This is a genomic window from Pseudomonas sp. Xaverov 83 (assembly GCF_019352905.1).
GTDB lineage: Bacteria > Pseudomonadota > Gammaproteobacteria > Pseudomonadales > Pseudomonadaceae > Aquipseudomonas > Aquipseudomonas yamanorum.
In genome coordinates this window covers 1-26497 of record NZ_JAAAFU010000001.1, presented here as the reverse complement: position 1 = coordinate 26497, position 26497 = coordinate 1, and the positions used below count along the sequence as shown (strand labels likewise).

Annotated in this window: 23 protein-coding genes; 19 read left to right on the top strand and 4 right to left on the bottom strand. The window is 62.3% G+C overall.

The window, feature by feature from the left end; translation table 11 throughout:
• Positions 1-9 precede the first annotated feature (9 nt).
• From K0H47_RS00115 to K0H47_RS00055, 13 genes are all read left to right on the top strand, one after another.
• Positions 10-1410 (top strand): DUF1254 domain-containing protein, encoded by a 1401-nt coding sequence (locus K0H47_RS00115; RefSeq protein ID WP_063030066.1) that lies wholly within the window; start codon positions 10-12, stop codon positions 1408-1410.
• 58 nt (positions 1411-1468) lie between these two features.
• The gene (locus tag K0H47_RS00110) at positions 1469-2374 is read left to right on the top strand and encodes a transporter (protein ID WP_063030064.1); all 906 of its coding nucleotides are present in this window, start codon (positions 1469-1471) and stop codon (positions 2372-2374) included.
• A gap of 32 nt (positions 2375-2406) precedes the next feature.
• Positions 2407-3156, top strand: coding sequence for a DUF2092 domain-containing protein (locus K0H47_RS00105; protein WP_177027599.1), 750 nt, complete (start codon positions 2407-2409; stop codon positions 3154-3156).
• A complete protein-coding gene (locus K0H47_RS00100) occupies positions 3153-3716 on the top strand; it encodes a hypothetical protein (protein ID WP_219271696.1) in 564 nt (187 codons plus the stop codon). The genes K0H47_RS00105 and K0H47_RS00100 overlap by 4 nt, the downstream gene beginning before the upstream one ends.
• 24 nt (positions 3717-3740) lie before the next feature.
• The gene (locus K0H47_RS00095; protein ID WP_177027597.1) at positions 3741-4715 is read left to right on the top strand and encodes a MoxR family ATPase; all 975 of its coding nucleotides are present in this window, start codon (positions 3741-3743) and stop codon (positions 4713-4715) included.
• Complete coding sequence (locus K0H47_RS00090; protein ID WP_063030056.1) at positions 4712-5647, top strand: DUF58 domain-containing protein; 936 nt, start codon at positions 4712-4714, stop codon at positions 5645-5647. Before K0H47_RS00095 ends, K0H47_RS00090 begins: the two co-directional genes overlap by 4 nt.
• Positions 5644-6111: a DUF4381 domain-containing protein gene (locus K0H47_RS00085; protein WP_093197062.1), complete on the top strand. Its 468-nt coding sequence runs from the start codon at positions 5644-5646 to the stop codon at positions 6109-6111. Before K0H47_RS00090 ends, K0H47_RS00085 begins: the two co-directional genes overlap by 4 nt.
• The gene (locus K0H47_RS00080) at positions 6098-7105 is read left to right on the top strand and encodes a VWA domain-containing protein (protein ID WP_218264162.1); all 1008 of its coding nucleotides are present in this window, start codon (positions 6098-6100) and stop codon (positions 7103-7105) included. Before K0H47_RS00085 ends, K0H47_RS00080 begins: the two co-directional genes overlap by 14 nt.
• Positions 7086-8585, top strand: coding sequence for a VWA domain-containing protein (locus K0H47_RS00075; protein WP_093197070.1), 1500 nt, complete (start codon positions 7086-7088; stop codon positions 8583-8585). The genes K0H47_RS00080 and K0H47_RS00075 overlap by 20 nt, the downstream gene beginning before the upstream one ends.
• Complete coding sequence (locus tag K0H47_RS00070) at positions 8582-9631, top strand: BatD family protein (RefSeq protein ID WP_219271694.1); 1050 nt, start codon at positions 8582-8584, stop codon at positions 9629-9631. Before K0H47_RS00075 ends, K0H47_RS00070 begins: the two co-directional genes overlap by 4 nt.
• Positions 9628-10629: an HAD family phosphatase gene (locus tag K0H47_RS00065; protein WP_177071261.1), complete on the top strand. Its 1002-nt coding sequence runs from the start codon at positions 9628-9630 to the stop codon at positions 10627-10629. Before K0H47_RS00070 ends, K0H47_RS00065 begins: the two co-directional genes overlap by 4 nt.
• 76 nt (positions 10630-10705) lie before the next feature.
• On the top strand, positions 10706-12292 hold the full coding sequence (locus K0H47_RS00060; protein WP_063030044.1) for an arylsulfatase: 1587 nt from the start codon (positions 10706-10708) through the stop codon (positions 12290-12292).
• Between the two features lie 96 nt (positions 12293-12388).
• Positions 12389-14881, top strand: coding sequence for a fused MFS/spermidine synthase (locus K0H47_RS00055; protein WP_219271692.1), 2493 nt, complete (start codon positions 12389-12391; stop codon positions 14879-14881).
• Between the two features lie 45 nt (positions 14882-14926).
• On the opposite strand, the gene K0H47_RS00050 is transcribed toward K0H47_RS00055, so the two are convergent.
• Positions 14927-15595, bottom strand: coding sequence for a DUF3313 domain-containing protein (locus tag K0H47_RS00050; protein ID WP_063030040.1), 669 nt, complete (start codon positions 15593-15595; stop codon positions 14927-14929).
• 200 nt (positions 15596-15795) lie between these two features.
• Here K0H47_RS00050 and K0H47_RS00045 point away from each other — a divergent pair, with 200 nt between their 5' ends.
• The 3 genes from K0H47_RS00045 to K0H47_RS00035 all read left to right on the top strand — a co-directional run bounded on the left by K0H47_RS00045 (position 15796) and on the right by K0H47_RS00035 (position 20801).
• Positions 15796-18048: a multiheme c-type cytochrome gene (locus K0H47_RS00045; protein WP_219271691.1), complete on the top strand. Its 2253-nt coding sequence runs from the start codon at positions 15796-15798 to the stop codon at positions 18046-18048.
• 119 nt (positions 18049-18167) lie between these two features.
• A complete protein-coding gene (locus K0H47_RS00040; protein WP_219271689.1) occupies positions 18168-19991 on the top strand; it encodes a serine hydrolase in 1824 nt (607 codons plus the stop codon).
• Positions 19992-19997: 6 nt separating this feature from the next.
• Positions 19998-20801 carry a MipA/OmpV family protein gene (locus K0H47_RS00035; RefSeq protein WP_063030034.1) on the top strand — a complete coding sequence of 268 codons (804 nt, stop codon included), beginning with the start codon at positions 19998-20000 and terminating at the stop codon, positions 20799-20801.
• A 154-nt stretch (positions 20802-20955) separates the two neighbouring features.
• Here K0H47_RS00035 and K0H47_RS00030 read toward each other — a convergent pair whose 3' ends face one another.
• On the bottom strand, positions 20956-22233 hold the full coding sequence (locus K0H47_RS00030) for an ATP-binding protein (RefSeq protein ID WP_063030032.1): 1278 nt from the start codon (positions 22231-22233) through the stop codon (positions 20956-20958).
• Positions 22234-22941 carry a winged helix-turn-helix domain-containing protein gene (locus K0H47_RS00025; protein ID WP_017480435.1) on the bottom strand — a complete coding sequence of 236 codons (708 nt, stop codon included), beginning with the start codon at positions 22939-22941 and terminating at the stop codon, positions 22234-22236.
• Positions 22942-23187: 246 nt separating this feature from the next.
• Here K0H47_RS00025 and K0H47_RS00020 point away from each other — a divergent pair, with 246 nt between their 5' ends.
• A complete protein-coding gene (locus tag K0H47_RS00020; protein WP_063030030.1) occupies positions 23188-23574 on the top strand; it encodes an ectoine synthase in 387 nt (128 codons plus the stop codon).
• A gap of 31 nt (positions 23575-23605) precedes the next feature.
• Entirely contained in the window at positions 23606-24805 is a 1200-nt protein-coding gene (locus K0H47_RS00015; RefSeq protein ID WP_177071256.1) for an MFS transporter, read from the top strand.
• Here the strand turns inward: K0H47_RS00015 and K0H47_RS00010 are convergent.
• A complete protein-coding gene (locus tag K0H47_RS00010; protein WP_177071255.1) occupies positions 24761-25363 on the bottom strand; it encodes a tRNA-(ms[2]io[6]A)-hydroxylase in 603 nt (200 codons plus the stop codon). The genes K0H47_RS00015 and K0H47_RS00010 overlap by 45 nt on opposite strands.
• A 150-nt stretch (positions 25364-25513) precedes the next feature.
• Here K0H47_RS00010 and K0H47_RS00005 point away from each other — a divergent pair, with 150 nt between their 5' ends.
• A complete protein-coding gene (locus K0H47_RS00005) occupies positions 25514-26374 on the top strand; it encodes a universal stress protein (protein WP_017480433.1) in 861 nt (286 codons plus the stop codon).
• The last annotated feature ends 123 nt before the right edge of the window (positions 26375-26497 follow it).

Genomic DNA, 26497 nt, shown 5'->3' with positions numbered 1-26497 from the left:
CGCAACAACATGATTCGAACTCCGACGCGCCTGCTGTTGGCGAGCCTCTCGATTTTCATGAGTACCGGCGCCTGGGCCGATTTCACCGCCACGCCGAGTGAAGCCCGGGCCATCGCCAAGGAAGCCTACCTCTATGGCTTCCCGGTGGTGGAAATGTATAAGACCCTGTACACCCAGGCCGTCGACAAGACCGGGCCTAACTTCAAGGCGCCGTTCAACCATATCGGCAACACCGCGCAAGTGTTCACGCCCAAGGACACTGCGTTCGTTACACCGAATTCGGACACACCCTACTCCTTCGTCTGGCTGGACCTGCGCGCCGAGCCGGTGGTGCTGACCCTGCCAAAGATCGAAGACAACCGCTATTACTCGGTGCAGTTGATCGACCTCTACACCCAGAACTTCGGCTACCTGGGCACCCGCAGCACCGGCAACAACGGCGGCCACTACATGATCGCCGGCCCTGACTGGAAAGGTCAGCAGCCGACCAATATTGACCGCGTGGTGTACAGCGAAAGCAACATCGCCTACGCGCTGTACCGCACGCAACTGTTCGATGACAAGGACCTCGCCAAGGTCAAGCAGATCCAGAGCGGCTACAAGGTCCAGACCCTCAGCAACTACGTGAACCAGCCGAAACCGATCAAGCCGCCGAAAATCGCCTGGCCCAAGCCCACCCCCAACATGAGCGACAGCGTGCACCTGTTCCGCTACCTGAACTTCATGCTGGGCTATGCAGCGCCTCAGGACAGTGAAAAAGAGCTGCTCGCACGTTTTGCCAAGATCGGCGTCGAGGCCGGCAAACCGTTTGACCTCAAGGCCCTGACGGTTGAACAACGCAAGGCTCTGGAAGACGGGATCGCCGACGGCAAGGCTGAGTTTGCAGCGTTCAAGAAGGACAAGGTCGATACGCACCAGGTATCCAGCGGTGACCTGTTCGGCAGCCGCGATCACCTGCAGAACAATTACCTGTACCGCTACGCCGGCGCCAACATGGGCATCTTCGGAAACTCCACCGATGAAGCGGCCTATATGAGCTACTTCATCGACAGCGACGGCAAGCCCGCCAACGGCGCACGACACAGCTATACCCTGCATTTCGCCAAAGACCAATTGCCACCGGCGGATGCGTTCTGGTCGCTGACCATGTACGACGCCAAGACCAAACTGCTGGTGCCGAACCTGAAGAAGCGCTACCTGCTCAACTCGCGGATGTTGCCCAACTTCAAACTCGACGCCGATGGCGGCCTGACGCTGTTGGTTGCGCACCACGAGCCACCGAAAGCCGAACAAAGCAACTGGCTGCCCGCACCGCCCGGCCCGTTCTACGCCGTATTGCGCATTTACCTGCCCAAGCCTGAAGTGGGTAACGGCCAATGGAAGCTGCCACCGCTCACACCGATCAAATAGCGCCTGATCAAGTAGCACCGCTGCACCCTGACATCAGGCATTTACAAGGAGTAGAGCCATGGTTTCACGTAGTCAACTGAGTGCGTTTACCGCTGCCACACTGGCACTGATGCCAGGGATAGGGTTTGCCGACAATGCCAGGGATTGGCAAAACACCCCGACGGATATGAATATGGTGTTCGGCTACTACAACCGGGTCGACACCAACACCCCGATCGACACGACATTGCCAATCAACGGTCTGTCGTTGGATGCCGACCTCTACCTGTTCCGCTACGCCCGTTCATTCGGCATCGACGGGCGCAACAGCGCCATCCAGTTTATCCAGCCTTACGCCGACGTTTCGGCGTCATTCGACAACGCCCAGTTTTTCAGCGGTACCAAGCGCAACGGTGGTATGGGCGACACGCAGATTGTGTTCGCCCATAACATCTTCGGTGGCCCGGCACTGACCGCCGAGGAGTTCGCCAGCTGGAAACCCGAGACGTTCCTCACCGGCGCGCTGTGGGTGACCATGCCCACCGGTGACTACGATAAAGACCGCATCATCAACATCGGCTCCAACCGCTGGGTGTTCAAGCCCGAACTAGGCTTCGGCACCCCGATTGGCCCGACCTGGCTGGAAATCAACACCTACGTGTCGCTGTTCGGCGACAACAAGGATTACCACGGCGATAGCAAGCTGGAACAAAAGCCGCTGTATGCCATCGAGGGTCACTACAGCTACACCATCAACCGCGCACTCTGGGTCTCGCTGGACGCCACCTACAACCGCGGCGGCGAAAGCAAGATTGATGGCGATTGGCAAGACAACAAACAGGAAAACGGCCTGCTGGGCGCCAGCCTGGGTTTTATGTTGTCACCCCAGTTTGGCGGCCTGATCGCCTATAACGACACGGTCTCCGAACGCACCGGTTCACCCGATGTGAACACCTGGACCTTCCGCCTGCAGTACGTCTGGTGAGAACCGCCTTCACGGAATGAACGGAGTGCGCCATGTCCCGTATTCTTCTTGCGCGTTTAGTGCTCACCGGTGTGCTGCTCACCTCTCACACCGTTTTGGCCGACGAGCTGGAACCCAAGGCCCTCACTGCCCTGGAGCAGATGGGGGGCTACTTGCGCAGCCTGCAGCAGTTTCGCATCGATGCCCACAGCCATACCGACCAGGTGTTGGATAACGGCCAGACCATCGAATTCAGCCATCAGACGCGCCTTGCGGCCATGCAGCCGGACAAGCTGCAAGTCTCGGTGGAAAGCGACGGCTCGCGCCGCAGCCTGTTCTACAACGGTAAAAGTTTCACCCTGTACGACAGCCGCAGCGGCTACTTCGCCAACCAGGCGGCGCCAGCGAATATCGGTGGGTTGCTCGATCAGTTGAGCGAACGCTACGGCATCGAACTGCCCCTGGCCGACCTGTTCCGCTGGAACCCCGGCACCGCCAAGGAGGTGGGCATCAGCAACGCCGTGCTGATCGGCAGTGAAACCATCGACGGCCAGACCTGCACCCATTACGCCTACCGTCAGCCGGATATCGACTGGCAACTGTGGATTCGCCAGGGCGCGCAACCGCTGCCCTGCCGACTGGTGATCAGCCGCCGCGATACCGCCGAACACCCTCGGCACAGCGTCAATTACCTGTGGCAACTCAACAGCCCGCCCAAACCTGCCGACTTTGAGTTCACTCCTCCGGCCGGCGCCCGCGCAGTGCCCCTGCAACAGTTGGAGCCTCAGGGAGAACAGCCATGAAACGCACGGCTGCGGTGTTGACCGCGAGTTTGCTGCTGACGCTGTTCGATCCGCTGGCTGCCCAGGCCTGGCAGTTGCGGGGCGGTGGTGGCGCAAGGACGTTTGTGGTGCCCCATGGTGGCGGTGGTGGCTACCGCCCTCCCATGCCCGCGCCGCATCCGATGCCGGCACCCCGGCCGATGCCTCCACACCCGGAGCCGCACCCGCAGCCCCATCCTCAGCCTGGGCCACACCCCGAGCCTGGTCCGCATCCATATCCAGGACCGCGCCCCGGGCCACAACCGGGGCCGCATCCATACCCTATGCCGCCTCCTCCACCACCGCCACCTCCTCCGCCGCCCCACGGAGATGACTGGTACCACCCGTGGGCCACCGCCGCCGTGATCGGCGCGACCACGGCGACCGTCCTCGCCATCGGTACCCGCGTCACCACGGTGCCGGTGGACTGTGTCTCGGTGGTCGCCAATGGCGTGGCCTATCAGCATTGCGGCCCCACCTGGTACCAGCCGCAATACGTCGGCAGCTCCGTGCTGTACATCGTGGTCGCCGCGCCCTGGTGACCCACTGTTTCAAGGAGGATTGTGATGACAGCGCTCAACGATTTAACCGCCCTGCAAGCCAGCATCGCCGAAAGTGTGCTGGGCCAGGATCAGGTCATCCGCCAGATCCTCATCGGCCTTTTGGCCAACGGTCACTTGCTGCTGGAGAGCTTGCCGGGCCTGGCCAAGACCCGCACGGTCAAGGCCCTGGCCCGACACCTGGACGCGAAGATGAGCCGTATCCAGTTCACTCCCGACCTGCTGCCCTCGGACATCACCGGCGCCGAGGTGCTGCACCAGGTGGACGGCCAGAATCAGATCCGCTTCCAGCCAGGCCCCTTGTTCGGCAACCTGATCCTCGCCGATGAAATCAACCGCGCCCCGGCCAAGGTCCAGGCGGCTTTGCTGGAAGCCATGGAAGAACGCCAGATCACCGTGGCCGGCGCCAGCCATCCGCTGCCCGAGTTGTTTATCGTGGTCGCCACCCAGAACCCCATCGAACAGGAAGGCACTTATCCACTGCCGGAAGCACAGATGGACCGGTTCCTGATGAAAGTCCTGCTGGATTACCCCAGCGCCGAAAATGAAAGCCAGGTGCTGCGCCTGTTGCGCGAAGAAGAACAGCACGCCGCCGCAGCAACCACCCAAGGCTTCACCCTCGCCCCCGAGGTGATCTTCGCCGCCCGCAAGGAAGTCAGCGCGATCCAGGTGTCACCCGCTATCGACCGTTACCTGATCGACCTGATCAACGCCACCCGCCATCCCGCCGACTACGATGCCGACCTGGCGCGCTGGATCAGCCTTGGCGCCAGTCCCCGTGGCGGCATCGGCATGGACCGCGCGGCCCGCGCCGATGCCTGGCTGCGGGGCCAGGCCTTTGTGACGCCGGATAACGTGCGCACGGTGGTGCATCCGGTGCTGCGTCACCGCCTGCAATTGAGCTACGACGCGGTGGCCGATGGCGTCAGCGCCGACCAGGTGCTGGACCGCCTGCTGGACAAAGTGGCGATTCCGGCATGAACGCCGACGGCTTGGTCTACGTGTCCCTGGGGCAGTTGATGGCCCTGGAGTTTCAGACCCGTGGCCTGAGCTTTGTCGCGCGCCAGCCCCAAGGCAGCATCCTCGCCGGCAACCATGCCTCGCGGCTGCGCGGACGCGGCCTGAACTTTGATGAACTGCGCCGCTATCAGCCCGGCGATGATCTACGCCACCTGGACTGGCGCGCCTCTCTGCGCACCGGGAAACCGGTGATCCGTACCTTTACCGAGGAGCGCGACCGCCCCGCGCTGATTGTGGTCGACCAACGCATGTCGATGTTCTTCGGCTCGGTGCGCAGCTTTAAATCCGCTGTTGCCGCCGAGTTGGGCGCGTTGGCCGCGTGGATGGTGTTCAACGCGGGTGACCGGGTGGGCGGGCTGGTGTTCAACGATGAGCACATCGACAGTGTGGCGCCGTTGCGCAGCCGCAAACGCGTCGAAACCTTGTGCAGCCGCATCGTCCGACAGAACGCCGCGTTGAGCGCCGGCAACCCGGACCATGAAGCCGACGGCCAGCTCGACAAGGTGCTGCAACGTTGCCTCGCGCTGACCGGGCATGACCACCTGATCTGCATCATCAGCGACTTCGCCGGGGCCGGTGACCGCACTCTGCAATTGATGCGGCAGCTGTCGGCGCACAACGATGTGGTTGCCCTGCAAGTCTACGACCCGCTGGCGTTGAACGTGCCGGATACCGGGCACCTGATGGTCACCCAGGGCCAATTGCAGGTCGAACTGGCCGTACAGAAACGCCAGGTACGCCAACCCCTGGGGGACTTTCTTGGCGGGCGCCTAAAGGACGTAGCCAGCCTGCTGCGCCGCAGCCAGGTGCCGCTGTTGATGATCAGCACGGCGCTGCCTGCGGTTGACCAACTGCGCGATGAGCTGGGCCGGCGCAATGGAGCGCGGCGATGAACGCCAATGTGCCGAGCATCGAACAACTCAAGGAGCTAGGCCTGCCGGCGCCGGTCAGCTACTGGCCGCAGACCTGGGGCTGGTGGGTGATGCTCGGTTTGCTGGCGATTGCCCTGCTGGTGCTGGGCGTCCGCGCCTGGTTGCGCTGGCGCCGCAATGCCTATCGCCGCGAAGCATTGGCGCGCCTCAACGTGATCGAAGACTTGCGGGAGCTGCCGGAACTGCTCAAGCGCGTGGCCCTGTCGATGCCCCTCGCGCCGGAGGAACACCAACGCGTGCCGACCCTGAGCGGGGCCGACTGGCAGGCGTTCCTGCTGCGTCATGGCGGCATGGCGGTGCAGGAGGATTTCAGCCGTCAACTGGCGAGCCTGGCGTATGGATCAGCCGATATTTCCAGCGCGCAACGCGAACAGCTGTTGGCCCAGTGCAAAACCTGGGTGGAGCATCACCATGTGGCAACTTGATTATCCCTGGCTGCTGCTTCTCCTGCCGTTGCCGTGGCTCGCCTACCGTTACCTGCCGGAATACCGTGAAGCCCGCAGCGCCGTACGCGTGCCGTTTTTCGCCAGCCTCAGCCGGGCCGTGGGCCAGACGCCGGCCGCCAGCGGTATTCGCAGCAACCGCCTGCAACTGCTGCTCAACCTGCTGGTGTGGGCGCTGCTGGTGCTGGCCATTGCCCGCCCGGTGTGGATCGAAAAGCCTATCGAACGCCAACAGCCCGTGCGAGACCTGATGCTGGCCATCGACATCTCGCAGTCCATGGAAACCCAGGACTTTACCGACGCCAACGGCCAGAAGATCAACCGCCTGGCCGCCGTCAAACAGGTCGTGCATGGCTTTATCCAGCGCCGCAAGGACGACCGTATCGGCCTGATCCTGTTTGGCAGCGGCGCCTATCCCCAGGCGCCATTGACCCTGGACCACGCCAGCCTGTCGCTGCTGCTGGATGACAGCGGCATCGGCATGGCCGGGCCCAACACCGCAATTGGCGATGCCATTGGCCTGAGCCTGAAGCTGCTGGACCAGGCTCATGAACAAGAGAAGGTGTTGATCCTGCTCACCGACGGCAACGACACCAGCAGCGCGATTCCGCCCGACCATGCGGCGTCCATGGCAGCGGCCAAGGGCGTGGTGATTCATACCATCGGCATTGGCGATCCGGGCGCTTCAGGTGAGTCAAAGGTCAACCTGAGCGCGCTGCAACAGATTGCTGAAACCACCGGCGGACGGTATTTCCGGGCGGAGAACCGCGACACCCTGGACCAGGTCTACGCCACCCTCGACCAGATCACCCCCCACCAGGTGAAAACCCTGAGCCACCAGCCCAAGCGTGATCTGTTCTGGATGCCACTGGCGGCCGCCATCGGCCTGCTCGCGCTGTATCACCTGATCGCCGCGTTGTGGCCGCATCCGGGGCTGCGCCATCGGGAGGTCCGCGATGGAGTTCAACCTCAGTGACTTCCATTTCCTGCGCCCGGCCTGGCTGCTGCCGGGTTTGCTTGGCCTATTGCTGCCGCTGTTGTGGCGCCGCAGCAAGGACCTGCAACGACGGATGCGGGGCAATATTGCCCCGCATCTGTTGCCGCATCTGCTGCTGACTCCGACGGACCCCCATCGCCTGCGGCCGGTGCATCTGGTCAGCGCCTTGCTGGTTCTCGGCGCACTGGCCAGTGCCGGGCCCACCTGGGAACAGGATCGCCCCGACTTCCTGGAGAACCGCGCGCCGCTGATCATCGCCCTCGACCTGTCACCATCAATGGACACCGCTGACGTGCCGCCAACCCGCCTGCAAGCCGCCAAGCACAAGTTGCAAGACCTGGTGCAGCGTCGCCAAGGCGCGCGCACCGCGTTGATGGTGTATGCCGGCAGCGCGCATCTGGTATTGCCGCCGACGGACGACCCGGCATTGCTCGACAGTTTTATCCAGGCCCTGGCCACCGACCTGATCAGCAAGCCCGGGCGGGATGTCGCCGGGGTGATCGACCAGTCCAAGCGTTTGCTTACGGCGGAAAACGCCTCTGGTAGCCTGTTGCTGATCACTGACGGCGTCGATCTCGCGCAGTTGCCGCAACTCAAGCAACACTTGGCGGACAGCCCGCTACAGGTGCTGGTACTGGCGGTCGGCGTGAACTTCGATGCCGGTGCCTTGAAGCAACTGGCTTCGGCTACCGACGCGCCACTGGGTAGCCTGACCCTCAACGATGACGACCTGGACTGGGTCGAACTCCATGCCCAGCAGCACTTCCAAAACGCGGACGAACAACAGCGCAACCTGCAATGGAAAGATGCCGGTTACTGGCTGTGCTGGCCGCTGCTGCTGTTGGCGTTTTTCAGTGTACGCCGGGGCTGGAGCCTGAACTGGGTGGCGGTGCTGGTGCTGGGGGTATTCCTGCAACCCGCGCCTGTCGAAGCCAACGCGTTGACCGACGCGTTCTTCACCCGCGACCAACAAGGCCGCTGGGCCTTCGAACACCATCACTACCCCGCCGCTGCAGGGCTGTTTGTCGACCCCTATTGGAAAGGCATTGCCGCGTACAACGCTGCCGACTACGACCTGGCCCTGGCGACCTTTGCCCAACTCGACACCGCACAGACCGCGTTCTACCGCGGCAATATCCACGTGCGTCGCTTCAAGTTCGACGATGCCATTGCCGCCTACCAGCAGGCGTTGCAACAACAGCCGCAGTTTCCCGAAGCCAGCGCCAACCTGGCCCTGGCTCTGGCGCTGAAGAAAGACACTGAAAACGCCTCGGACAATGCCCCCGAGGTGAAGCCCGACGCGGTCAAGTTCGACAAGGCGGCCGGCAAGGGCAAGAGCAAGGCAATCCAGACAGAACAGGCAAGCAACGATGCCTTGTGGTTGCAGAACCTGACGACGTCCCCCGCGAACTTCTTGCGCCGCAAGTTCAGCCTTCAAGACCAGGGAGCCCAGCCATGAACCGGCTCTGCTGGCTGTTGCTGCTGATCGCCGGCCCGTTGTGGGCGGCCGAACCGCAACTGCGAGTGCAGGCGCAACTGGTGCCCGGTAGTAACGTGGTGGTGGGCGAGCAAGTGCAATTGCAGGTCGATGTGTTGACCGACACCTGGTTCACCGCGGCCGCCGGCCTGCCGCCGCTGCAACTGCCCGGCGCGCGGGTACAGGCGCCGGGCAGTGAGTCCGAGCATGTGAACCAGGTGATCGAGGGCAAGACCTTCTATGGCATGCGTTACCGCTATCGCATCACCCCTTCCTTGGCTCAGACGTTCAACATTCCGGCCCTGACGGTGCAGGCCCAGCCCGGCCAGGCGAGCGCGCCGTTGAGTGCGCAAACTTCACCGTTGTCCTTCCAGGCCGCCCAGCCGCCGGGTTTCGAACCCGGGGAAACCGTGTTGGTGGCTGACGGGCTACGCCTGACCCAGACGGTCACCACCACACCGCTCAAGGTCGGCGACACCCTCACCCGCACGGTCATCCTGCAAGCCGACAACACCCCCGGCCTGTCACTGCCGCCACCTGACCAGGCCCAGGTAAAAGGCCTGCGTCGCTACCCGCAGTCGCCGGTCATCGGCAACCTGGATGATGGCCGCGGCAACATCAGTGGCGGCCAACGCATCGACCGGCAGGTGTACCGCGTCGAGCAAGCCGGTCGCTACCCGCTGCCCGCCATCAGCGTGAAATGGTGGGACAGCCGCAACCATCGGCTGCAAGTGACGCGCGTGCCAGAAGTCACCGTCGAGGCGCAGGCAGCAAGCGCCTACAGCCCGACATTTTCCATCGCCGAGGACCTCAAGCAACTCGGCCAGCACAGCCGCTGGCAACTATCACGGCAGGGCGTGGCCTGGGGCGCTGCCTTGGCGTTGTGGGTACTGGCCGCGTACCTCGCGCATGGCCTATGGCCACGAGTTCCGCCTCTGTGGCGACGCGGCTGCGGTGCGTTGCGCTGGCGGTTTCGTCGGCTACGCTTGCTACCACTGAACCCCCGTCGCGAAAAGGATTTCCCATGACGTCCCTCCGTTCTGTCTTGCCCCTTCTGCTGCTGATAAGCCTGCCTGCGCTGGCGGCGGACCCGCTGCCCTCATGGAACGAAGGACCGAGCAAGAAACACATTATCGAATTCGTCCAGGCCGTGACCGCCGAGGGCTCCAGGGACTATGTAAAACCCGCCGAACGCATCGCCGTATTCGATAACGACGGCACCCTCTGGACCGAACAGCCGGCTTACTTCGAGGTACTGTTTGCCTTCGACGAAATCAAGCGCCTCGCCCCCCAGCATCCCGAGTGGAAAACCACCCAGCCGTTCAAGGCCGTGCTCGAGAACGATCACCAGGCCCTGGCCCAAAGCGGCATGGAAGGCTTGCTGAAAATCATCGGCGCGACCCATACCGGCATCACCACCGACGCCTTTATCGACAACGCCAAAACCTGGCTCACCCAGGCCCGTCATCCGAAAACCGGCAAGCCCTACACCGAAATGATCTACCAGCCGATGCTGGAGATGCTCGACTACCTGCGCAGCCAGCAATTCAAGACCTACATCGTTTCCGGCGGGGATACTGCCTTCATGCGTGCCTTCGCCGAAGTGGTCTACGGCGTGCCACCGGAACAGGTGATCGGCTCCAACTTCGTCACCGCGTTCCAGATCAAGGATGGCGCCCCGCAGGTCCTGCGCACCGCCAAGCTCGCCCACAACGATGACGGCCCGGGCAAGCCGGAAAGTATCGACTCGATCATTGGCCGCCGACCGATCCTGGCCTTCGGCAACTCCGACGGCGACCTGCAAATGCTCCAGTGGACAGCCGCCGGCCAGGGCAAACGCTTCATGGGCCTGGTGCACCACACCGACGCCAAGCGCGAGTGGGCCTATGACCGCAATTCTCAGATCGGGCGCCTGGACAAGGCGCTGGATGAAGCCAGGACAAAAGGCTGGACCGTGGTGGACATGGCAACCGAGTGGAAGCGCATCTACCCGTTCGAGCCGGCTGTGCAACAACAGGTGCAATAAGAAAAGACGTCGCGATGGACTGTAATAAACGTTGGTCGCAGGCAATGCGACTCAAGCCGAGAAAGGAGCAAGTCATATGACTCGCCTACGCAAGTGGCTGCCGAAACTCGCCCTGGTGGCGGTATCGGTGATGGGGGTCTCGGCATCAGCCTGGGCCGCCGACAAGCCGAATATCCTGGTGATATTCGGCGATGACATTGGGCAAACCAACATCAGCGCCTATTCGATGGGCGTGGTGGGTTACAAAACCCCGAATATCGACCGCATCGCCAAGGAAGGCATGCTGTTCACCGACTACTACGCGGAGAACAGTTGCACCGCCGGGCGCTCATCCTTTATCACGGGCCAGACGCCGTTGCGCACTGGCCTGTCCAAGGTGGGCATCCCGGGTGCGCCGGTGGGCCTGCAAAAACGCGATATCACCATTGCCCAGGCGCTTAAAGGGCTGGGCTATTCCACCGGGCAATTCGGCAAGAACCACCTGGGGGACAAGGATGAATACCTGCCCACCAACCACGGGTTCGATGAGTTCTTCGGCAACCTGTACCACCTCAATGCCGAAGAAGAGCCGGAGCGCCCGTACTGGCCCAAGGATGATGCCGAGTTCGTCAAGGCCAACACCCCGCGCGGTGTGATCCACAGCTTCGCCGATGGCAAGATCGAAGACACCGGTGCGTTGACCGCCAAACGCATGGAAACCATCGACGACGAAACCACCGCCGCCGCCCAGGCGTTCATCAAGAAACAGGCCGAAGCCAACAAGCCGTTCTTCGTGTGGATGAACACCACGCGCATGCACGTGTTCACTCATGTGCGTGACTCGATGAAGGGCCAGAGCGGCATGCCCGGCAACGAGTACGCCGACGGCATGCTGGAGCACGACGCCGATGTGGGCAAACTCCTGCAAACCCTCGACGACCTGAAAATCGCCGACAACACCATTGTGGTCTACACCACCGACAACGGGCCGAACCAGTTCTCGTGGCCGGATGCGGCCACCACGCCGTTCCGCAACGAGAAAAACTCCAACTGGGAAGGCGCGTACCGGGTGCCGGCGATCATCCGCTGGCCAGGCAAGATCAAGCCTGGGGAAGTTTCCACCGAAATGGTCTCGGGCATGGACTGGTTCCCTACCCTGCTGGCCGCTGCGGGTGATGCGGACGTGAAAGACAAGCTGCTCAAGGGCTGGGCCCCGACGGCCGGCGGCAGCAGCTTCAAGGTGCACCTGGACGGTTACAACCAACTGCCCTACCTGACTGGCCAGCAACCCAAAGGCGCGCGTAACGAGTTCTTCTACTTCAACGACGATGGCGTGCTGGTAGCCGTGCGTTTCGACAACTGGAAAGTGGTGTTCGCCGAACAGCGCCAGCCGGGCGGTTTCCGGGTGTGGAGCGAGCCGTTCGTGCAACTGCGGGTACCGAAGATCTTCAACCTGAGGATGGACCCGTATGAACGGGCGGACGTGGTGTCTGACCAGTACTACGACTGGAGCACCAAAAACGTCTACCTGGGTGCAGTGGCGGTGACCAAATCGGCGAAGTTCCTCGAGACGTTCATCGAGTACCCGCCGAGCCAGAAACCGGCCAGCTTCAGCATTGACCAGATCCGCGAAGCCGTGGACAAGAAGATTGCTGAAAAAATGAAGGCTAACCCGGCGCAATAGCCGCCGACGCCGCGCTTATGGGCGGCGCCAAACCCGTGGCGAGGGAGCAAGCTCCCTCGCCACACTTTGATCGGTATTTCCATAAGGCTATCTGCAATGTCGTCACGCACCGCCAGCAAACCTGCCGCACTGGCTCACACCTCAACCACCCTGATCCCCGCCCTGCTGCTGTTCATCTCCGGCATGGCTGCCCTGGTGTACCAGGTGTTGTGGATCAAGCAATTGTCGCTGGTCGTGGGGGTGGAGGTGTACGCCATCACCACCGGAATCAGCGCGTTTTTTGCCGGGTTGGCGTTGGGTGGCCTGCTGTTCGGACGCTGGGCGGATCGCCTGTCGCGACCGCTGCTGCTGTATGCAATCCTCGAAATCCTTGTCGCCGTGCTCGGCGTGAGCGCCACAGTCGCCTTGAGCATGGCCGCCAGCCCGTTTGCCTGGCTGGAACAACAGGTCGGCCTGCTGGCCTGGGTACTGCCGTTTGTGCTGGTGGGCATCCCGGCGCTGTTGATGGGCGGCACCTTGCCGGTGCTGGTGCGCTCGCTGCACATCGACCCCAAGGCCCTCGGTCAGGCCGGTGGCCGCTTGTATGCGGCCAACACCGCCGGGGCAATTGCCGGGACCTTGCTGACCGCCTTTGTGCTGATCGCTACGTTCGGCGTGCGTGGCAGTGCCCTGGTGGCCGCGATACTCAACCTGCTGGCTGCCGTCGGCGCGCTGTTGTATGTGCGGCATCACACCACCACGGTAATCAACCATGCCAACGGCGCCAAACCGGCGCGCCTGGCCCTGGTGCTGTACGCCATTGCCGGCGGCGTGGCCTTGGGTTACGAGGTGGTGTGGTCGCAATCCATCGTGCAGTTCATGAGCACCCGCACCTATGCGTTTGCCGTGGTGCTCGCCACTTACCTGGCGGGGTTGTTTATCGGCAGCCAGTTGATGGCGCGGCGGGTCGAGCGGATCCGTGATCCATGGGGCGTGTTCGGCCTGTTGATTGCCGGCGCCGGGCTCGTGGCGTTGCTGGAGATCGCCCTGCTGGGCCGCTGGCTGGTACTGCTGCAAACCCAGGCCGAATCCCTGGTGCTGAGCCTGGGCGGCGCTGAACTGCCGGGCATGAGCGCGCGCTTTGCGGTGGCCGCCCTGTGCATCGTGTTTGTGCCAACCCTGTTGCTCGGCGCGGCGTTTCCCCTGGCCTTGCGCTTGAGCGTGGGCAGCGAGCACGTGGGCCGGTATGTCGGAGCCGTAGTGGCGTTCAACACCCTGGGCGGCATTGTCGGGGTGATGTTGTGTGGTTTTGTGCTGATTCCCTGGCTCGGGCTGGTACGTACCCTGGGCTTGCTCGCGGTGATTGCCGGCGTCGTGGGGTATCTGGCCGCGCGCCGAGGCCACGGGGTCAAGAAAGGCCGGCGTCAGGCCGTGGTCGCCCTCGGTTTACTGTCTCTGGCCGTGGCGTTGCTGAACCCGGTGGATCGACTGGCCAAGCTGCTGCCCGGGGCACGTAATGCGAGCCTGGCGTTTTACCAGGAAGGACGCGGCGCCACCGTCGCTGTGGTCACCCAGGGCCAAGGCGCCCGCAGCTTTCAACGCCTGTATATCCAGGGCGTGTCCAACACTGGCGACGCCATGCCGTCCCTGCGCTATATGCGGATCCAGGCGCTGTTGCCGCTGCTGATCCATAACGGCGAGCCCCGCTCGGCGTTGGTGATCGGCTTTGGCACCGGAATTACCGCCGGGGCGTTGCTGCGCTATCCCGGGCTGGAACACCGGGTGGTTGCCGAGTTGCTGCCATCGGTAATCCAGGCGGCGCCACTGTTCAAGGGCAACTTCAACGCGGCCAGTGATCCAGGGGTGGACGTGCGCCTGCGAGACGGTCGCCAGGAACTGCTGCGCAACCCGCAGGCGTACGACCTGATCACCCTCGAACCGCCACCGCCCTCCGCTGCCGGCGTGGTCAACCTGTATTCCCGTGACTTCTACCAACTGGCCGCCCGGCGCCTGGAGAAAAACGGCCTGCTGGCCCAATGGCTGCCGCTGCCAACGCAAAACATCGAGGACTCGCAGTCACTGGTACGCAGCTTCCTCGACGTGTTCCCCTACGCGACGCTGTGGACCAGCGAGTTCCACGAAATGCTGCTGGTGGGTTCCATGGAACCCATCGAGCTGGATGCCACGCGGATTCGCCAGCGCTTTGAGCAACCGAACGTGAGCAGCGCCCTGGGGGAAGTGGGCATCGATTCGGCGGCAACTCTGCTCGCCACCTGGGTCACGGATCGCCAGGGCCTGGAGCGCTTTGCAGGCAATGCGTTGCCAGTCACCGATGACCAACCGCGTATCGAATATGCGCCGTGGGTGCGCAGCAAGGAGATCACCCGGGTGCTCCCGGCGCTCCTGGATCTGCGGGTGCCCGCGCCATTGCTGAATGCAGACCCGGCGCTCACCCGTACCCTGGCCAGCGAACAGCAGCGCCTAATGCAGTTCTACCGCGCCAGCCTGCATGCCTATGACGGCGATCGCACCGCCTGGGGCCGGGATATCCAGGCGGTGTTGCAACAAGACAGCGCCAACCCTTATTACCGCTGGTTCATCGGCCAGTAGTCGGGGGCTCATGCGGCCCGGGGCGCGAACCCCGGGCCCGGCACCTCAGCGTTTCAGCTTCAGATACGACTGGTGCAGGTCCGACGCCCAACCGTCGATCACGCTTTTCACGTCATCGGCCTTCATCACCTGGGAGTCGTTCGACAACGGCTTGCCGGTGCCTTTACGCACGACCTGGGCGATTACCTTGCCACTGTCGCCATCGAGGAACTGGGCCTCGGTGCCCAGGGTGGTTTCCTGGTCACGAATCCCGGTACCGGTGCTGACCGCAGCGGCCACCAGCGCTACAGGAATGTACTCATACGGCTTGAGGCTTTCGGTCTTGCTGCTGACTGCCGTGATGGCCGCCCGTACTACAATCACGCCCGGGCCAGGCCCGTTGGCCAGTGGCAGGGACTTTTCCAGCTCGCGCTTGAGCGCCTGGTTGTAGTAGGTGTTGATGCCCTGCAAGGTGCTTTCAGGAATCCTGGTGGTGGCTTGTGGCTTGGGGTAGAACTGGGTGGGCTCGATATACACGGCGGTATAACGGCTCAGGTTCAGGTTGGGGTCCACCCAGCGCATCACTTCTGCCCCTGACGGCGACTTGGCTTCCTTCAGGTTGCTGTAGTCGGAGAGAAACCCGGAATACTCGTCCGGCTGCGTCACCTTGCTGGAACACCCCATCACCCCGATCGAGGCAATGCACACCGTGCCGATCATTAGTCCTAGCTTCATCGTCAAACTCCCTGGCTGTCATCGAAGGAACGTTGAGCTGTAGGTATAGCCAACTCTGGGAAAATAACCCGGTAGCCGTTGCAGGTTGTGGGGCATTTCACAGCGACTTTTCTATTTGACAGGCAAGCACCCAGCGTCAAAGCTGCACGGAGCTTAAGCGCGCCATTAGAGCGTCAACGCATCGGACATCGGAAGTCGTAATGCCCAAGCCTGACAATAAAACCGTACCTCGCGGTGACTCCTCCAGTCGTTACCTGTACCCCGTAGTGATAGTCCTGTTGCTGTTGACCATGGCCGGAATCTGGTTTTTCCTCCAGGCCAGCACGCCCAGGCTGCCGGCGGCGGCGCCTGCGCCCGTGGTCAAGCCGGTGGCCGTTCAGTCGCCCGCAAAAATGGTCGATGAGCAGCAGTGCCAGGGCTGTCATCAGGCACAGGTCAAGGACTGGCAAGGCTCGCACCACCAACTGGCGATGCAGGCCGCCACCCCCGAGACGGTTCCGGCCGACTTCAACAATGCATCCTTCAGCAGCGGGGGTGAGACCACCCGTTTCTCGCGCCGGGGCGATGAATTATGGGTCAACACACCCGGCGCCGACGGCAAGGCCACAGACTTCAAGGTTGCCTATACCTTCGGCATCGCACCGTTGCAGCAATACCTGATCGAGGTCGGTGACGGGCGCCTGCAAGCCCTGGGCGTAGCCTGGGATACGCAAAAAAACCGCTGGTTTCACCTCTACCCAGGTCAGGGTGTGAACTTCAAGAACCCGCTGCACTGGAGCAAGCCCAGCCAGAACGCCAATTTCATGTGCGTGGAGTGCCATACCACCGGCTACAAACGTAATTTCGACCCGGCCAAAAACAGCTTCGACAGCCAGTGGAACAGCCTGGGCGTCGGCTGCCAGGCGTGTCATGGCCCGGCGTCGAACCATGTGGCGTGGGCTGCGAAAAAAGGTGACCTGCTGCACGCCGGCTTTGCCGTGGACCTGAAAGACAAGGACGCCACCGTCGAGATCGAAACCTGCGCCCGCTGCCACGCCCGTCGTGCACCGCTGGGGGACGGCTATACCGTCGGCAAACGCCTGATGGACGATTACCTGCCCAGTGTCCTGACCCGCGAGCTGTATGCCCTGGACGGCAAGATCAAGGATGAAGTGTTCGAGCACGGCTCGTTCGCCCAAAGCAAAATGGCCGACAAGGGCGTGCGCTGCAGCGACTGCCATAACCCTCACAGCGCCGAACTGAAAGCACCGGGCAATGGCGTGTGCCTGCAATGCCACAACACTGCAGGCAAAACCGCCGTGGCCACGGTGGATGGTCGCGGGTTGCAGGCCAAGGACTACGACTCCCCCGAACATACCCGCCACGCTGCCGGTGAGCCGGGTTCGTTCTGCGTCGATTGCCACATGCCCGGCAAGTTCTACATGGGCAATGACTTCCGGCATGACCATAGCTTCAGCATCCCACGGCCCGGCGACAAGGTCAGCGAGCAGTTCAAACTCTGGAACAGCACTGAGGCCGAGCATGCACCGCGTTACGCCGAAAGCATGGTACTGATCCGTGGCGGCCAACCGGGCGCCGCGCAGGCGCTGTATGACCAGTTGGCACGCAACAACCTGCTGGCGATCCAGCGCGCGACGCTGCTGGCTGAACTGCCAAACTACCCGAGTGAACAGGCGTTGAAACTGGCGACCCAGGACCTCGGCAACCCGGCGCCGCAAGTGCGTGAGAGCGCGGTGCGGGCGATCAGTGCATTTCTGCCGCCGCCTGAGCGGGTAGCGTTGTATGGGCCGTTGCTCCGGGACCCGGTACTGGCGGTACGGATCATTGCCGCCCGAGACCTGTTGAGCGCCTCCGGACAAGGCCTTGGGCCGGCCTGGGACAAGGCGATCGCGGAATACGAAACTGTGCAGTCGAGCCTGCTGGAGCGAGCCGAAGCCAATCTCAACCTGGCGATGCTGTACCAGGCCAGCGGTCGGAGCGACAAGGTTGAAGCGCAGCTGCGCACCGCGTTGCTACGGGACCCGGATTTCTTCCCGGCGCTGGTGACTCTGGCGCAATGGCTGGAGGCTAACGGTCGTGCCCAGGAGGCACGGACGCTGGTGGCGGACAACCTCAAGCAACACCCGGATGCGGCGCTGCTGCAACACACCCAGGGGTTGATGTTGATTCGGGCCGGGGATACGGCGAAAGCCATGCCGCACCTGCGTGAAGCGGCGCGGCTGGAGCCGGCGAATCCGCAATACAACTATGTGCTGGCGGTGGCGCTGCATGACAGCGGGTATGTGGATCAGGCCTGTGAGCAGCTTGAAAAGCTGCTCGCCGTACAACCGTATAACCGCAATGCGCGACTGTCGTTGATCCAGTACTACCTGGAAAACGGAAAAGAGCCCAAGGCGCAGGTGGTGATGCAGTCGTGGAAAAAGCTTAACCCTGGAGACCCTGCACTGAAGTAAACCCGCTCGGGGCGCCCCCCTTTAACAGTCTTTGACAGTTTCCCGACAAAGCTCACAAAGACTCATGGACGGCCCGCCCCTAGCATTCGAGCATCCAAACCACCCCTCGGGTGCTCATCATGTTTCGCACATTGCGCAGTATTCCGCTGCTGGGTTGCCTGCTGGGCAGCCTTGGCTGCCACGGCCAACCGCCGGCTCCGCCGCCCATCCCCAAGGGCGACTACAGCGCAATCATTCGCTACCTGCAAAAACGCATCCCCGTTGAAATGGCCAGGCAAAACATACCCGGCCTGTCCATCGCCCTGGTCAATGGCCAAGAACTGATCTGGGCCCACGGCTTCGGCGTTGCCGACAAAGCCCTGGGCAAACCGGTGACCCCCAACACCGCGTTCCGCGCCGGCGCCCTCTCCAAACTGCTCACCGCCACCGCGGCCCTGCAACTGGTTGAGCAACAGCGCCTGACCCTCGACGCCCCGATCCAGAACACCCTGCGAGAGTTTTACGTACGCTCGCGCTTTCATTCCGACCAGACCGCCGCCGACCGCGACATCACTCTGCGCCGCCTGCTCAGCCACCAGTCCGGCCTGCCCAGCGAACACCTGCGGGACGTGCGCAGCACCTTCGCCATGGGCCAGATGCCGATGCGTATTTCCGGGGTATGGCTGAGCACGCCGCCGGGCACTCAGGTGGCCTATTCCAACCTCGGCTACGCCCTGGCCGGTGCCGCCATCGAGCGCAGCAGCGGGCAAGACTTTGAAAACCGGTTGCAAAGCAGCCTGCTCAAACCGCTGGAGATGAACCAGTCGAGCTTCGTCGGTACCGGCGCACAACTGAGCTTCCGCGCCCGGGGTTATGAGGATGGCACCGTCAGCGCCGACGCCCAGGTGCGCGACCTCGCGGCCGGTGGCTTGTGGGCAAGCCCCAAGGACCTCAGCCACTACGTGCGCATGCTCTTCGCCCGAGGCCTCTACAAAGACAAACAGGTGCTGAGCAGCCAGTCGATTGATGAAATGTTCACCCAGCAAAACACCGGCAACGCCCTGGACTTCGACTGCCAGATGGGCCTGGGGTGGTTTCTCGCCCCTTGTGGTGATGAACCGGTCGGCCCCGGCATACGCACCTACCAGCACAGCGGTGGCGGTGATGATTTCGCCGCGCAACTGACGATGCTGCCGGACCAGCAACTGGCGGTGATTGTCATGGCCAACGACAGCAACGCCGAAGAGATGGTGGTGTCCCTGACCACCGACACCCTGCGCCTGATGCTCCAGGCCCAGACCGGCGAGCCGGTGTGTTCTGACGACTGCCAACAGCCGGCCCACGGTCTGAAAATCCGCCAGGTGCCCGCTGCCATCGACCGCAAGCGCCTGGCCGGTTTCTACGCCACGGCCTGGGGCATTTTCCGTATCAAGGACGAAAACGGTCAGCTGTATGGCGAGTTGGCCGACACCCGTTTCGAACTGCTGCGGGACGGCCATGGCTGGCTGCGGGCGCAGCAGAAATTCCTCGGCTTCTGGCTCAAGGACCTGGGTGAACTGGGCCGCGTCCAGCTGGACGTGGTGACGGTGCAAGGGCGCCAGATGCTGACCGCCCGCAGCCATGGCCAGCGCGTGCCCGTGGGCGAACGCATCGAACAGACCCCGCTGAGTAATGCCTGGGCCGACACCATCGGCACCTATCAAGTGCTCAACACCCATGAGCCCGACGCGCCCTTGAGCGGCATCAGCGTGCGCCTGGAAAACGGCTTCCTGGTGATTCGCGGCCAACTGCACGACGAACCACTGACCGACTACATCCTGCTGCCCGTGGACAACGCCCACGCGGTGCTTGCCGGCAACGGCTATGGCCTGGGGGACACCGTGAGCCGCCAGATCAATGGCCTGAGTGCCTCTGGCTACCAGTTCAAACGTACTGATTCTCCCCACAACCCCCTGAGTCTCTGACCTCACATGAAGACCATCCTGCGTTCAAAAAACCTCTGCCTGTCCCTGACATCGCTGTGTCTGCTGTCCAGCGCCGACACCCTGCTGGCGGACGATTGGGAATACACCCTCAAGGCCGGCGTGGCCAACCTGCCCCGCTACAGCGGCAGCGACGAGCGGGTGACCGCGCCGGTGCTGGGTGCGGCCATCGTCAGCCCGTGGGGGATTTTCCTCGACACCGACAAGGGCTTGGGCTGGGGTTATGACGGCGGCGGCGCGAGCTTCAGCGCCTACGTCGGCGCCAGTGGCAATCGAAAGGATGAAAGCAGGAGCGGTCGCCCGGGCTCGAAGAAACTCAAGGGCATGGGCGAAATCAAGACCCGCCCCCAAGTAGGCATCAGTGGCAGCTATAACCTGGGCGGGGTGATTCTCGGCGCCACCCTCGAGCATGCACTTGAAGAGGATGATCACAAGGATTCCGGCAAGGCCTTCACCCACCTGGAACTGAGCCTGGGCACCAACCTGTATGACGGCGACTACGGTTCGCTGGACGCCAACCTCAGCAGTCATTTTGGCGACAGCAACTACCTGCAGACCTGGTACGGCGTCACCACCGGCCAGGCCGCGCAGAGCCGCTTCAAGGCTTACAAGGCCAGCGGCGGCAATGTCAGCAACGGGATGAACCTAGTGTGGAGCTTGCCGATCAGCGATCACACCCAGTTTTCGACGCTGCTGGATGTGCAATACCTGGCGGACAAGGCTGGCCAGAGCCCGATTGTAGAGCGCCGGTTGCAGACGTCAGTGATGGGGATGCTCGAGTACACGTTCTAAGGCGATCGTTCCCACGCTCTGCGTGGGAATGCCTATTGGGACGCTCCGCGTCCCGCCGTCGATGCAAGGCTAAAGTCCTGCGCATGGGTGACGCGGAGCGTCACGGCAGGCATTCCCACGCAGAGCGTGGGAACGATCGGTGGCTCCTGGATGGTTATTCGGCATACGCCCAGGTCATCCGAAACGACGCCCCGCCCCACTCCGAATCCAGCACTTCAACCTGCCCGCCGTGCCACTGGCACACGCGCCGCACCAGCGCCAGGCCGAGGCCGAAGCCACCGGTGCGGCGGTCGCGGCTGGCATCGAGGCGCAGGAACGGTTCGAAAATCTTCGCCCGCCCTTCCATCGGCACCCCAGGCCCATCGTCATTCACCCGCACTTCGTAGCCGGCACCGAATTTTACCAGCGACACTTCCACACGCCGGTCGGCGTAGCGAATCGCATTGCGTAACAGGTTGATCACCGCCCGGGCCATAAAGCGCGGCTCGATGCGGATGTAATCGACTTCACAGGTGCGCAGCAGCAACTGCACGCCTGCCGCCTCGGCCTCCAGGGCGACGCTGCCGATCACACTGTCGAGCCAGCTGTGAGCCTCGATGCTTTCCCGGGTGATCTGCGTGGCGCCACGTTCCAGGCTGGCATAGGTCAACAGTTCCGAGACCATTTCTTCCAGCTCGCCGAGGTCGGCGTACATGTCGGCGATCAGCGCGCGGCTTTGGCGTGGGTCGGCCTGTTGCTTGAGCTGGTCTAGCTCAAACGAAAGCCGTGCAATCGGCGTGCGCAGTTCGTGGGAGACCGCGTTGGTCAACTCGCGTTGATTGGCGATCAGGCTTTCGATGCGCTCGGCCATCTGGTTGAAGTGCCCCGCCAGCTCGCGCACGGTGGAGCGGCGCGGCAGCAGGATGCGCGAGCCGAGGTCGTTGTCGCCGAAACGTTGCGCGGCCAGGCGAATATGCTCCAGGTCACGCCAATGGGGCCGTACCCAGAAGTACAAGACAATCGCCAGGCACAGGCCGAGGAAGCCATACGCCCACATGTACAACCACTTGGGCTCTTCCGGCAGCTTGATTTGCAGCAGTTGCTGGCCGCCGTCGATGTTGGAGATGAACTCCATGAAATCGCCGCGCACCACCAACTCGCCCCCGGCCAGCAGTTGCTGCTCACGTTCGGTCAGTTTCAGCGCGTCCTTCTGCACCAGCGCCAGGCGCAGTCCGTAGTGCGGCTGCAAGTCAACCAGGCGAGCAGCGCGGGCTTCACCCGTCACCGGCCGCAATTGTTCCACCACCCCATAAGCCGGGCCGCGCAGGGCCTCACGGTTATAGGTTTCGTTGGCCTCCGGCAGCAGCTCATCGAAGGTGTAGTTCACCAGCCAGATCGCCCCGGCCAAGCCAATGGCCAGGATGATATACAGACGCAGAAACAGCCGTAACATCTAGACCTCCCAGGCGAACGGATTGAACAGGTAGCCCTTGCCCCAGATGGTCTTGATGCACACCGGTTCCCGAGGGTTGTCATTGAGCTTGCCGCGCAGCTTGCTGATGTACACGTCGACGCTGCGATTGAGCCCGTCAAAGGCAATCCCGCGCATGCGGTTGAGGATGTCGTCGCGGGAGAGGATTTTCCCGGCAGCGCTGGCCAGCAACCACAGCAGTTCGAACTCCATGGTGGTCAGGTCGATCTTCTCGCCGCCCAGGCTCACCACTCGGCAACTGCGATCGATGGCCAGCCGGCCGAACTCAAGGGAGCCCCGCACCGTGGGCTCCGGTGTCTGGCGGCGTTGCAGGGCACGCAGGCGGGCCAGCAGCACGGGTGGTTTAATCGGTTTGATCACGTAGTCGTCAGCGCCGGATTCCAGGCCGAGGATATGGTCCAGGTCGTCTTCCTTGGCGGTGAGGATCACGATGGGCGTGTCGGACACGTTGCGAATTTCGCGACACACATGCAGGCCGCTCTGGCCGGGCAGCATCAGGTCGAGCACGACGATCTTGGGCTTGAACTCCAGGAAGGCCGCCAGCGCCAGGTCACCCCGATGCACGGCCAGCACTTCGAAGCCGTGCTGGGACAGGAAATGGGCGATCAGCCCTGCCAGCTTCTGATCGTCCTCCACGAGCAAGACCTTGCCGAGACCCAAGTTATCCATAAATTTCCAGTGCACGCGCGGATTGAAGTGTGCGCATTATAGGGGGCAAGCCGGCAGACTAAAGCAGCTGGCCATTACTGGCCGACGAAGCTTCATGCTTTTAAGAGTTTTTAACAGTTTCACCGCAGTCTTTAACTCGGCACGGTCCGACAGGCGCGCCCCACACGCTTTTCGGAAGTGTCGCTGATGACAACACCACAAACACAAGAGAATCATGGCCCTTCACCCACATAGCGGGAGAGGATCATGTTCGTTCGTCATAAATCAGACATAGAAAACACCGCGCACTTTGTCGAATGGGGCGCTGGCACCAGCCATCGGCTGCTGACGGAAAAGGACGGGATGGGTTATACCGTGTGCCACACCGTCGTGCGCGCCGGCACTGAGTCGCTGCTGCACTACCGTAATCACCTGGAAGCTTGCTACTGCATCGCCGGCGAAGGTGAGGTGGAAGACATGGACGGCAACGTCTACCCTATCCGCCCCGGTGACATCTATGTGCTGGACCAGCACGACCGCCATTACCTGCGAGGCGGGAAGGAGCAGGATCTGGTGCTGGTCAGCGTATTCAACCCGCCGCTCAAAGGCGATGAGCGCCACAACCTCACGGATAAATCCGGCTCCGGCTACTGACGACGATTTGACTCACGGACACGAGCACACCATGCGCAAGGATTACCTGGCTTTCTTCATTTCGTTGTTTCTGTCACGCCTGGCCGACCAGATTCTGTTGTTCATCGTGCCGTTGATCGTATTCCAGACCACTAACAGTGTGTCGTGGGCCGGGCTGGCGTTTTTTGTCGAGTCCTTGCCGCGCTACCTGTCGTTCCCGGTGTGCGGGGCATTGTGCGACAAGTATCCCGCCGTGCGCATCCTGCATATCAGCCAGGTTTATCGGGCACTGGCCTGCGTGGTCGCCGTGCTGTTGTACGGCATGTTCGACGGCATTTACTGGATCGTGATCCTTTCAGCGCTGTGTGGCGTGTTGACCACCCAGGGCATCATGGCCCGGGAAGTGTTGATGCCGCATATCTTCAAGCATTACACCTACGCCAAGACCTTGTCCTACTCGCAGATTGCCGACCAGACCGGGTTGGTGCTGGGCCCACTGGTGGCCGCGCTGATGTTGGGCGCCTGGGCCTGGCACTGGGTCGTGCTGGGGGTTGCCGGGCTGTTCCTGCTGGCGGACCTGGCGATGCGCATCTGGCAACGCCACACCACGGTCAGTCTTGAAACCTTCGAGCAGCACAACGACATCTGGCTGCAGCCGTTGCGCGTTGCCTTCGGGCATATCCGCGACCTGCCGGAGCTGAAGAAGATCATCGCGCTGGCGGTGGGTGTGAACCTGATTATCGGTGTAACCCTGGCGACATCAGCCGCGATGGTCATTGGTCAGTACGCCGCCGGAAAGGACACCTACGCCGGGCTGCAGGCGGCGGGTGCCGTGGTGACCATCGCCATTCTGTTCTATCTGGCGCGCGCTTCCCTGCCGCTCAAGGTGCTGGGCGGTCTGTCGTATTCGATGATTGCCGTGGGTGCGCTGATCACCGCTCTCAGCCCGAATGTGTGGGCTTATGCCGTGGGTTTCCTGCTGCTGACCGGCTTCGACAAGATGTTCAACGTGTACATCCGCAGCACACGCCAGCGGATAATCCCGGTTCAGGACTTTGGCAAGACGGTGGGTGTGTTGACCTTGCTTAACAACCTTTCGCAGCCACTGGCAGGGTTATTGATTGCTTTGCTGGCGGCGCCGTTGGGGACACAGGCGGTGATCCTGATACTCGCCGGGGTCACCGCGCTGATTGGTGCAGCGGTTGCGTCAGGCTGGCACGCCACTGTGAAAGCGGAACTCGACGTCCCGTGATTCGATCAGGTCCTGCTCGGCGGCGCGTACGCGGTCAATGACCTGGGCGATGTCCTTGGCGTCGCCGTACTGGTAAGCCAGTTTCAAGTAACCCTGGAAATGCCGGGCCTCGCTTTTCAGCAGGCCGAAGTAGAACTTGCCGAGTTCTTCGTCCAAATGCGGCACCAGTGCTTCGAAACGCTCGCAACTGCGGGCTTCGATAAATGCGCCGACCACCAAGGTATCCACCAGTTTGACCGGTTCATGGCTGCGCACCACTTTGCGCAAACCCGAAGCGTAGCGGCCGGCGGACAGCTGGCGCAGCTCGATCTTGCGCTTCTTCATCAGGCGCATGACTTGCTCGTGGTGCACCAGTTCTTCCCGGGCCAGGCGTGACATCAGGTTGATCAGGTCGACGTGGGAATGGTACTTGGCGATCAGGCTCAAGGCGGTGCTGGCGGCCTTGAATTCGCAGTTCTTGTGGTCGATCAGCAAGGTTTCCTGGTCGGCCAACGCGGCCTGGACCCAGCCGTCGGGGGTGCGGCAACCGAGGAATTCGTGGATTTCTGGCAGGTTCATCGGGCTCACGGGCAAAGATTCACAAAAGGCCGGCGATTATACCGACCGCGCCGCAGACCGCCAGCCACCGGGCTTGATGTGCATCAACATGACGTGTGCCGAGCAGCAACTATAGTTGTTCCACGCCCACCCTTTTTGGAGAACCCGACCATGCAAGCCATCCGCAGCATCCTGGTGGTCATCGAGCCCGAGCATTCGGAAAGCCTGGCCCTCAAGCGCGCCAAGCTGATTGCCGGCGTCACCGGGGCCCATTTGCATCTGTTGGTGTGTGACAAGAAGCACGAGCATTCGGCGATGTTGAGCCTGCTGAAGGCCGGTTTGCAGGAGGATGGTTATAGCGTCACGACTGAACAGGCGTGGAATGACAGCCTGCATGAAACCATCATCGACGTGCAGCAGGCTGAGGGGTGTGGGTTGGTGGTCAAGCAGCATTTCGCGGACAGTCCGCTGAAAAAGGCGTTGCTGACGCCTGCCGACTGGAAGCTGATGCGTTACTGCCCTACTCCGGTGCTGCTGGTGAAGACATCCACGCCCTGGGCTGGCGGGGTGATTTTGGCGGCCATCGACGTGGGGAATTCTGATGCGGAGCATCAGGCGCTGCATAACTCGATCATTGATCATGGGTTTGATATCGCGAGCCTGGCCAAGGCGCAGTTGCATGTGATCAGTGCGCATCCGTCGCCGATGTTGTCGGCGGCTGATCCGGTGTTTCAGCTCAAGGAGACGATCGAGGCCCGGTATCGTGAGCAGTGCAAGGCGTTTCAGGCGGAGTTTGATATTGACGACACGCATCTGCATATCGAGGAAGGGCCGGCAGATGTGTTGATTCCTCATGCCGTGCATAAGTGGCAGGCGGCGGTGACCATTATCGGTACCGTGGCGCGTACGGGGATTTCGGGGGCGTTGATTGGGAATACGGCGGAGGTGGTGCTGGATGCGGTGGACAGTGATGTGTTGGTGCTTAAGCCGCAGGAGTTGATGGATCATCTGGAAGAGCTGGCTAATGGGTGAGGCTTTTTTTGGGGGCATATCCGTTATTTGGGTGATGGCGGCTATTGGTTCCGCTCTTACAGCGGGTCACTTTTGAAAAGAGCCCAAAAGTAACCAAAAGGCTCTTGCCCCACCACTCGGCTC

What these genes read in the sequence shown, in the direction of transcription:
- K0H47_RS00115 (WP_063030066.1), top strand. Translation starts at nt 10, where the DNA reads ATGATTCGAACTCCGACGCGCCTGCTGTTGGCGAGCCTCTCGATTTTC.
- K0H47_RS00110 (WP_063030064.1), top strand. Translation starts at nt 1,469, where the DNA reads ATGGTTTCACGTAGTCAACTGAGTGCGTTTACCGCTGCCACACTGGCA.
- K0H47_RS00105 (WP_177027599.1), top strand. Translation starts at nt 2,407, where the DNA reads ATGTCCCGTATTCTTCTTGCGCGTTTAGTGCTCACCGGTGTGCTGCTC.
- K0H47_RS00100 (WP_219271696.1), top strand. Translation starts at nt 3,153, where the DNA reads ATGAAACGCACGGCTGCGGTGTTGACCGCGAGTTTGCTGCTGACGCTG.
- K0H47_RS00095 (WP_177027597.1), top strand. Translation starts at nt 3,741, where the DNA reads ATGACAGCGCTCAACGATTTAACCGCCCTGCAAGCCAGCATCGCCGAA.
- K0H47_RS00090 (WP_063030056.1), top strand. Translation starts at nt 4,712, where the DNA reads ATGAACGCCGACGGCTTGGTCTACGTGTCCCTGGGGCAGTTGATGGCC.
- K0H47_RS00085 (WP_093197062.1), top strand. Translation starts at nt 5,644, where the DNA reads ATGAACGCCAATGTGCCGAGCATCGAACAACTCAAGGAGCTAGGCCTG.
- K0H47_RS00080 (WP_218264162.1), top strand. Translation starts at nt 6,098, where the DNA reads ATGTGGCAACTTGATTATCCCTGGCTGCTGCTTCTCCTGCCGTTGCCG.
- K0H47_RS00075 (WP_093197070.1), top strand. Translation starts at nt 7,086, where the DNA reads ATGGAGTTCAACCTCAGTGACTTCCATTTCCTGCGCCCGGCCTGGCTG.
- K0H47_RS00070 (WP_219271694.1), top strand. Translation starts at nt 8,582, where the DNA reads ATGAACCGGCTCTGCTGGCTGTTGCTGCTGATCGCCGGCCCGTTGTGG.
- K0H47_RS00065 (WP_177071261.1), top strand. Translation starts at nt 9,628, where the DNA reads ATGACGTCCCTCCGTTCTGTCTTGCCCCTTCTGCTGCTGATAAGCCTG.
- K0H47_RS00060 (WP_063030044.1), top strand. Translation starts at nt 10,706, where the DNA reads ATGACTCGCCTACGCAAGTGGCTGCCGAAACTCGCCCTGGTGGCGGTA.
- K0H47_RS00055 (WP_219271692.1), top strand. Translation starts at nt 12,389, where the DNA reads ATGTCGTCACGCACCGCCAGCAAACCTGCCGCACTGGCTCACACCTCA.
- K0H47_RS00050 (WP_063030040.1), bottom strand. Translation starts at nt 15,595, where the DNA reads ATGAAGCTAGGACTAATGATCGGCACGGTGTGCATTGCCTCGATCGGG.
- K0H47_RS00045 (WP_219271691.1), top strand. Translation starts at nt 15,796, where the DNA reads ATGCCCAAGCCTGACAATAAAACCGTACCTCGCGGTGACTCCTCCAGT.
- K0H47_RS00040 (WP_219271689.1), top strand. Translation starts at nt 18,168, where the DNA reads ATGTTTCGCACATTGCGCAGTATTCCGCTGCTGGGTTGCCTGCTGGGC.
- K0H47_RS00035 (WP_063030034.1), top strand. Translation starts at nt 19,998, where the DNA reads ATGAAGACCATCCTGCGTTCAAAAAACCTCTGCCTGTCCCTGACATCG.
- K0H47_RS00030 (WP_063030032.1), bottom strand. Translation starts at nt 22,233, where the DNA reads ATGTTACGGCTGTTTCTGCGTCTGTATATCATCCTGGCCATTGGCTTG.
- K0H47_RS00025 (WP_017480435.1), bottom strand. Translation starts at nt 22,941, where the DNA reads ATGGATAACTTGGGTCTCGGCAAGGTCTTGCTCGTGGAGGACGATCAG.
- K0H47_RS00020 (WP_063030030.1), top strand. Translation starts at nt 23,188, where the DNA reads ATGTTCGTTCGTCATAAATCAGACATAGAAAACACCGCGCACTTTGTC.
- K0H47_RS00015 (WP_177071256.1), top strand. Translation starts at nt 23,606, where the DNA reads ATGCGCAAGGATTACCTGGCTTTCTTCATTTCGTTGTTTCTGTCACGC.
- K0H47_RS00010 (WP_177071255.1), bottom strand. Translation starts at nt 25,363, where the DNA reads ATGAACCTGCCAGAAATCCACGAATTCCTCGGTTGCCGCACCCCCGAC.
- K0H47_RS00005 (WP_017480433.1), top strand. Translation starts at nt 25,514, where the DNA reads ATGCAAGCCATCCGCAGCATCCTGGTGGTCATCGAGCCCGAGCATTCG.